The organism is Trichocoleus sp. ST-U1 (assembly GCF_039961835.1).
Taxonomy (GTDB): Bacteria; Cyanobacteriota; Cyanobacteriia; order Cyanobacteriales; family FACHB-T130; genus FACHB-T130.
Genome location: NZ_JAMPJZ010000138.1, coordinates 1 through 7,531 on the forward strand (window position 1 = coordinate 1; position 7,531 = coordinate 7,531).

Sequence of the window (7,531 nt, forward strand, 5' to 3'; positions counted from 1 at the left end):
TTAAGAGTTTTTAAAATCTAATCAATGAAGATGCCCCTGCGGTAATCATCCTGAAATTTAAGTTAAGGAATCATTGAAAGTATGACGACAATCTTAAAAGCAGGCAAAAGTTGTAAACTAGAAATACTACAGAGAAACCAATACATAGGCTTAGCCTTATTCCTCAAGAAATATTTTTGGAGAATTGTTAAGAATTTCAATAAGGTTATTGGTAAGCACACCTTACTTTTAGAAAATAGGGGAAGACTGGCAGATACGACCAGTTTTCAACGGACTGTCATTATTCTATTGGCTCTTAGGATAGGTTTGTTCGATTACTAACAATAAACCAGGAGCCACAGCTAGTTGTATTAACATCAAATTGCCAACCTATCCTCGCTTCCATGCTAGTCACACCCTATCTTAAAAATCTTTTTCAAGACACTCACGAACTGCATCAATTTCTTTTAGCCTTTAAGCAGACTGCTGTACAAAAAAAACAGACACAGCTCCTCAGTATTTCTCAAGAAATCCCAGCAGTCGATCCGTTGGTTGTCCTTCAGGCGATCGCTAGACCCGATCAATTACACTTTTACTTTGAAAAACCAGCACAAGGAGAAGCGATCGCTGCCATCGACACCGCAGCTGCGCTAACACTAGAAAGCCCCAATCGGTTTAACAAATCCCAGGAGTTTATTCAATCTTGCATTGCCAATACCACGAGTATTGGTGAAGTTAATTTACCTTTTTCGGGCGCTCATTTTTTCTGCGCTTTTACATTTTTTAATGAAAATCTAGGAGCGGATTCTCTTTTTCCTTCCGCCACAGTATTCTTACCCCGATGGCAAATCTCTCTAAAAAATCAGACTTCGGTAGTAGTCGCAAATATTCTGATTGATTCAGAGATAAATATTCAAGATTTAACTGAAAGCTTATGGCGTACATTTCAGGCAATCAGAGTTACTAGTTTAGAAAGATTTCATAGTGCATCTTTTCTAGATATCGCAATTGATGCCAGAAAACTATTTAAGAAACACGATGTTGCAGATGTAAACCATTTTAAATCATCGGTGGTTAAGGCTTTATCATCAATTCAGGAAGAAAAAATTCATAAAATTGTTTTGGCTCACGCCCTTGATGTTATCTCCCCGATTCCTTTCCAGTTAATTCCCTCCGTCAATCATTTACGAACTCGCAATCCTGATTGCAATATTTTTTCCACCAGTAACGGCAAGGGACAAAGTTTTATTGGTGCAAGTCCCGAACGTTTAATTAGTATTCATGACCATGAATTAGTAACGGACGCTCTGGCAGGTTCAGCACCCAGAGGAAAAATAGCAAGTGAAGATGCGGAATTAGCAAATCGGTTACTAACCAGTGAAAAAGAAAGGCGCGAACATCGAGTAGTCATTGATTTTATTCGCGATCGCCTTTCCCAGCTAGGTTTAAATCCTCAAGTATTGTCCCAACCACAGCTATTGAAACTCTTAAATATTCAGCATTTATGGACACCCATTCAGGCGAAAATCCCGGCAGGCGTTCATCCCTTAGAAATCCTGGCTGAACTCCATCCGACACCAGCCGTTGCTGGCGTCCCCAGCGAGAGTGCCCAGAAAGAAATTTGCCGCTATGAAACCTTCAATAGGTCATTATATGCCGCGCCGCTCGGTTGGGTAGATCGCCAAGGAAATAGTGAATTTGTTGTGGGAATTCGCTCAGCACTCATAGATGGCTGTCGTGCCAGACTCTACGCCGGTGCCGGTATCGTTGCTGGTTCCGATCCAGACAAAGAATTAGCAGAAATTCAACTTAAACTCCAGGCACTTCTAAAAGCCTTAGTCTAGCCGGAACTCTCTCTTCTCTCTTTCTTTCTTAGCGTCTTTGCGGTTCATTCTTCTTTTAAATGCCCGTTGATTTTCGTAACACCAACTCCCTCTGGGCTTCCATCCTAACCGAAACATTAAAGCGACTAGGATTAACCACAGCCGTTATTTGTCCAGGTTCTCGTTCAACACCCCTTACTGTTGCTTTCGGTCAAACTGATGAGATAGAAGCCATTCCTGTTTTGGACGAACGATCCGCCGCATTTTTGGCATTAGGAATTGCGAAAAAATCTGGATTGCCGGTGGCGTTAGTTTGCACTTCTGGAACTGCCGGGGCAAATTTTTACCCAGCCGTAATTGAAGCTAGGGAAAGTCGAATTCCGCTTTTAGTTTTAACCGCCGATCGCCCCCCAGAATTGCGAGATTGTCATTCTGGACAGACGATCGATCAGGTGAAATTATTTGGCAATTATCCCAACTGGCAAGCTGAGTTAGCGTTGCCTTCTCTAGAGATGGGAATGCTGGGTTATCTGCGGCAGACAGTGATGTATGCGTGGGAAAGAACGCTCTTTCCGACTCCAGGCTCCGTTCATCTTAACATCCCCTTCCGCGACCCCCTCGCCCCAATTCCCGACGGTGCTGTAGATATGCAAAATGGTGCGTCTCTACTAGAAGAAGATTTCTTTGCAAATTGTCAGCCATTAGGAGCAACTTTCAACCTGCAACCTACCACTTTCAACCCCATACAGGAGTGGCAGCAATGTGACAGAGGAATTATTATCGCTGGGACTGCACAACCGAAAATACCGGAAGAGTATGCGATCGCGATCGCGCACATCTCCAAATCTTTAAAATGGCCTGTATTGGCTGAGGCGCTATCTCCATTAAGGAACTATAGTCAACTGAACCCTTATCTAATTTCTACCTATGACTTAATCCTGCGTAATCAGCAGTTAGCGCAAAAACTGACACCAGAAATGGTAATTCAAATCGGTGAATTACCTACCAGTAAAGAACTGCGAAACTGGCTAGATAAAACTCAACCACGCCGATGGGTAATTGACCCCAGCCACCACAATTTAGATCCCTTGCACGGCAATACAACCCACCTGCGAATCTCCATAGAACACCTATTTCAAACCTACCCAAATGAACTTGTAGAGACGCAAGCGATCGCGTCTTATCTCAGCAGTTGGTGTGAAGCCGAATCAAAGGTCAGGAAAGCCATCGACCAAACGATGGCAACAATGGACACACTTTTTGAAGGAAAAGCCGCTTGGTTACTTTCCAAGACGCTACCACCGGGCACTCCTCTGTTTATTTCTAATAGTATGCCGGTGCGAGATGTAGAGTTTTTCTGGGCACCCAACAATTCCGGGATTCAGCCCTTTTTTAATCGAGGCGCGAATGGCATTGATGGCACCTTATCGACTGCTTTAGGCATTGCACATCGCAATCAAAGCACTGTGATGCTGACAGGTGACTTAGCTTTATTGCACGATACTAACGGCTTTTTACTGAGAAGTAAATTTATAGGGCATTTGACCATAATTTTAATTAACAACAATGGCGGCGGCATCTTTGAAATGTTGCCGATTTCCAAATTTAACCCACCCTTTGAAGAATTTTTTGCCACACCACAGGATATAAATTTTGCTCAGCTTTGTGCTACTTACAATGTAGAGCATGAAGTGATTACATCCTGGGAACACCTGAAGCAACGATTAAACCCATTGCCATCGCAGGGACTCCGGGTTTTAGAGTTGCCAACCAATCGCAAGGTAGATGCCAAATGGCGGAAAGAGAATTTGGGAAAATTGGCAGCAGATATCCTGTGAACGTTAACTCTGGTGAATCATTCAGCCTTTCATGCTAATGGATCGTCAGAATCTTTCTCCTGCTGACTCCTGTCATATTCTTCAATAAATCGCGCGATCGCATTTTTCTGTTCTTCTGTTAAACAATCCTTTTCAAGAAGGCTCCTAAGCCGGTTAATCGCTAAAGATACGTCAACGTAGGGTTCAAGTAAATTCGGCTCAAGCCCGTAGCCGGTGGTTTGACCCATATTAGACTCAGGTTTTCTAAATGCTTTTTCAAAAAACTTCTCAAAGAAATCAACTAGCCCTTCGTCGTTTTTAATCGCCTCTTTAACCCACTGTTTGACTTCATACTCGCTTGTTTGCTCCCGCCAATAATACAGGATATGTGCTAAACCTGGCGTTTGTAATAGGGAGTTTTGCTGCACGGCATCTTGCACCTTATTTAAGGCAATTTCTTCAAGTTCATCAAGGTGCTGTGCGCTGATAAGTCTTTCTTCTTCTAGATTTGATTCACTAGCTCCAAACTTACCGTGTTGTTGACCTAGGACGACTACTTTGTCCACAATTGTTAAAACTGCCTTACCATTTGACATCGCCTGTTTCAACACCTCAAACCGTGCTGGTTCCTCAAGACGACGCAACAGATGTGAGATGATGCGCTCGATTCTGATATCATTTCCAAAATCAAACATTCCGCACGGTTCGTCTTCAGGACGCAAAAGGCGATCGCCCACATCCAATAAAGCTTGCACAATTGAAGGAATGCTATTTAAAGGAATTTCTTTTTCAGTGTAATCCTCAAGTTGTTCCAAAAATATCCGAACTTGGGTCGTACCCTCAGGACGTTTTTGATTAGCGAGTTCTACAAGAGTTTCTCCAAATGCCTTCGCATCGCCTGCCAAAGCAAGGATGGCTTTCATCTCGGTATTCGATAATTCACCTTCTGGTAACGCCAGACGGAAGTAGACTGGAAATACTTCTAAGCTGCATACGCGCAGTTGTCTGCGCCATGTTAACTCTTGTTGTGCAACGTATTGGGTATTATTACCCCAAATCGCTGATAACTTAGGAAAGAGGATCAATAGCAACCGTTTAACTGGCTCTTTATCCTCATCTTGAAGCTGAGCAAGCCAAGAATTGTAAAGAGATTTTAGTTCGTCCGCTGTAGCACTTATAAAACCTTTGGTATCCGTGTCTCCTGCAAAAGCTTTAGGATTTTTGCGAATGATGTCATATATCGTTGGGCAAAAGACTCGCAGCGACTCAACAGCGATGAAATCCACTGAGTTTACTTCACCTTGAACTGCCGGGTACGTCATGCTTAAGGTGTTTATCAAACGAGTGATATCGCGAGTGTTGGTAATAAATTGGTCTATCCCTTGATAGTAAATATTTCCCCAATAATTTCTATCTAATAGCTGTGTAGGGGTGTCAGCAAGTACGAAATTCAGTTTTTCAAAAAGTAGCCTGCGGAGTAGATTTTTATTTGGAATTGGTAACTCAAAAGGAACTTGAACAAGTTTATCAAGATAGGCTTCTCCAGTTGTCCCCTGCGTGTCTGCAAGTGCTTTGAGGGCAATTTCTTTATCGCAGACTAGGACATAGACAACATTTGTAAAATTTGGAATGGCTTTGACAACGCGAAACAACTGTCTAATTTCGTCAGTGGCAAGCCTGTCAATATCGTCAATTGTTACCACGATTCGCGGATGCTGCTTTAGCAGTGTGTTTTCGACTTCTTCTTTTAAGTCGGAAGTATCCTTTTGCTTATCGTCAAATATTTTTTCTACTACCTTACCCGCGGGAGCGTAAGGAATAGGAATTTCAGAAAACAGTTTACCGAAATCGGCTAGTCGATCTTTTAAGCCTTTCGGTACAGATTTGAATTCACTCAAAACAGCCTGTAATTGGTCAATGAAGCGCCTTGTGATATCTTCGTGCCCGGAAAACAACCAGGGATTAAAGGGTACGATAATTGGTTGCTCGTCCTCTGGTTTTTCCTTTAGATAGTGAACTAAAAAATTCAACAGCGTCGATTTGCCAGAACCCCAGGAACCGTAGACTGCAATCACGAAGCCTTCCGGAAAGCTCATTTTGCAAATACTGTCTGCTAGATATCTTGCAAAGGTTGCATATCCTAATCGATCTGCTTTCGGATTGGTTAAAGCGTTATCTGACGATAAAGCATTAAAATTCTCAGATTCGACTTCGGAATTCTTCTCAGTCTGTCCCATAAAATGCCTTTTCTTAGCCCTGTCGTCATGATGACACAGCAATCGCTCAAGCCTCCTCTCTCTTGAGGTTCTACCTAGTCACCGTAATTTCAAACACTGGGTTAAAATTCTCAAGCCGAAATACTGCACAACTCGAAATACTGCACAACTCTCTATGCAAATCAACTGGCAAACCGCCAAAACCTACGAAGACATCCTCTATCACAAAGGCGACGGTATCGCCAAAATCACGATTAATCGCCCGCACAAACGCAACGCTTTCCGCCCCAAAACCGTCTTTGAACTTTACAACGCCTTCTGCGATGCTCGCGAAGATACTAGCATTGGCGTCGTATTATTTACTGGCGCTGGTCCTCACACCGATGGCAAATACGCCTTCTGTTCTGGTGGCGATCAAAGTGTGCGGGGACAAGCTGGGTATGTAGACGATGAAGGCATCCCCCGCCTAAATGTCCTAGACTTGCAACGCCTAATTCGTTCCATGCCCAAAGTCGTCATTGCGCTTGTGGCAGGTTATGCCATCGGTGGCGGACACGTCCTTCACCTGATTTGCGACCTCACCATCGCCGCAGATAATGCTGTTTTTGGGCAAACTGGCCCTAAAGTCGGCAGCTTCGATGGTGGATTTGGTGCCAGCTATCTTGCCCGGATTGTTGGGCAAAAAAAGGCGCGAGAAATTTGGTTTCTCTGCCGCCAATACAGCGCACAGCAAGCACTAGAAATGGGCTTAGTGAATTGCGTCGTGCCTGTAGAACAGCTGGAACAAGAAGGCATCCAGTGGGCTAATGAAATTTTAGAAAAAAGCCCGATTGCCATCCGGTGTCTAAAAGCGGCTTTCAACGCCGATTGCGATGGACAAGCTGGTTTGCAAGAACTCGCCGGTAATGCCACCTTGCTTTATTACATGACTGAAGAAGGAGCCGAAGGCAAGCAGGCATTTTTGGAAAAACGTCCACCCGATTTCCGTCAATATCCTTGGCTGCCTTAGTCGTTCGCAAATGGAAAAACCCGTTTTTTTTCAGAAAACGGGTTTAAAGAGTCATCTTTTGTAAAAAAGTATCCCACAAGGCTCTTAAATCAAAAATCGCACCTTGACTTAAATAAGGTGCGATTCTAAAGCAAATCTTTATTTTTTTAAGAGTTTAAGCAAGTTGCCTTGACAAACTGCAAGGTGAGCTTAACTATTCTTTATTTTATTCATACGAGCAGCGCCTCTTCTTCTACTGACTGTTGGGCAGTAGAGACATTCTCGTTAAGCGAGGTAGATTCTTGAGAAGAGTTCAGCGAACATTTGATTGAGAGCGCCTCCGGTGTTTTCAGGGTTTCATCCTGCCAGCGCATCATTACTTCGAGACGTTCCCAAGACGGCGCAAATGCCGGAAGTGCTAAAGAACAGGCTCCCCAGCCGCCTCGAACGGGCACGCCGAGTTGCTGACAAAGACCCCCACGACGCCCTTCGGGCTTGTAATACTGACAATACCGGCAGGCAGAAGTTACAGTATTTAAGGTCTTCATGGGAGTCCTCTTTAGGAGAATTTTTATCTATGCTTTATATTAAAATTCTCTATTAACGGTTGTAGAGTTTGGAATGTTGTAATCTATATTCCCCGTCTATGTTCTAGCGATCCCCAAGTACAAATACTGATTTAGATTTTCTTTAGCTTTGTGTAATAGA

At 43.4% G+C, this 7,531-nt stretch carries 5 protein-coding genes; 3 read left to right on the top strand and 2 right to left on the bottom strand.

The window, feature by feature from the left end:
• Positions 1-383 precede the first annotated feature (383 nt).
• Complete coding sequence (locus tag NDA06_RS25805) at positions 384-1,823, top strand: isochorismate synthase (RefSeq protein WP_190672216.1); 1,440 nt, start codon at positions 384-386, stop codon at positions 1,821-1,823.
• A gap of 59 nt (positions 1,824-1,882) precedes the next feature.
• On the top strand, positions 1,883-3,640 hold the full coding sequence (gene menD / locus NDA06_RS25810; protein ID WP_190985077.1) for a 2-succinyl-5-enolpyruvyl-6-hydroxy-3-cyclohexene-1-carboxylic-acid synthase: 1,758 nt from the start codon (positions 1,883-1,885) through the stop codon (positions 3,638-3,640).
• 29 nt (positions 3,641-3,669) lie between these two features.
• Here menD and NDA06_RS25815 read toward each other — a convergent pair whose 3' ends face one another.
• The gene (locus NDA06_RS25815) at positions 3,670-5,856 is read right to left on the bottom strand and encodes a P-loop NTPase fold protein (protein WP_190985078.1); all 2,187 of its coding nucleotides are present in this window, start codon (positions 5,854-5,856) and stop codon (positions 3,670-3,672) included.
• Between the two features lie 154 nt (positions 5,857-6,010).
• Here NDA06_RS25815 and menB point away from each other — a divergent pair, with 154 nt between their 5' ends.
• Complete coding sequence (menB, locus tag NDA06_RS25820; RefSeq protein WP_190414934.1) at positions 6,011-6,844, top strand: 1,4-dihydroxy-2-naphthoyl-CoA synthase; 834 nt, start codon at positions 6,011-6,013, stop codon at positions 6,842-6,844.
• A 209-nt stretch (positions 6,845-7,053) separates the two neighbouring features.
• Here menB and NDA06_RS25825 read toward each other — a convergent pair whose 3' ends face one another.
• Positions 7,054-7,371, bottom strand: coding sequence for a hypothetical protein (locus tag NDA06_RS25825; protein ID WP_190414933.1), 318 nt, complete (start codon positions 7,369-7,371; stop codon positions 7,054-7,056).
• Positions 7,372-7,531 lie beyond the last annotated feature (160 nt).

Coding starts and splice junctions, on each gene's coding strand:
- NDA06_RS25815 (WP_190985078.1), bottom strand. CDS start 5,856: ATGGGACAGACTGAGAAGAATTCCGAAGTCGAATCTGAGAATTTTAAT.
- NDA06_RS25805 (WP_190672216.1), top strand. CDS start 384: ATGCTAGTCACACCCTATCTTAAAAATCTTTTTCAAGACACTCACGAA.
- NDA06_RS25825 (WP_190414933.1), bottom strand. CDS start 7,371: ATGAAGACCTTAAATACTGTAACTTCTGCCTGCCGGTATTGTCAGTAT.
- menB (WP_190414934.1), top strand. CDS start 6,011: ATGCAAATCAACTGGCAAACCGCCAAAACCTACGAAGACATCCTCTAT.
- menD (WP_190985077.1), top strand. CDS start 1,883: ATGCCCGTTGATTTTCGTAACACCAACTCCCTCTGGGCTTCCATCCTA.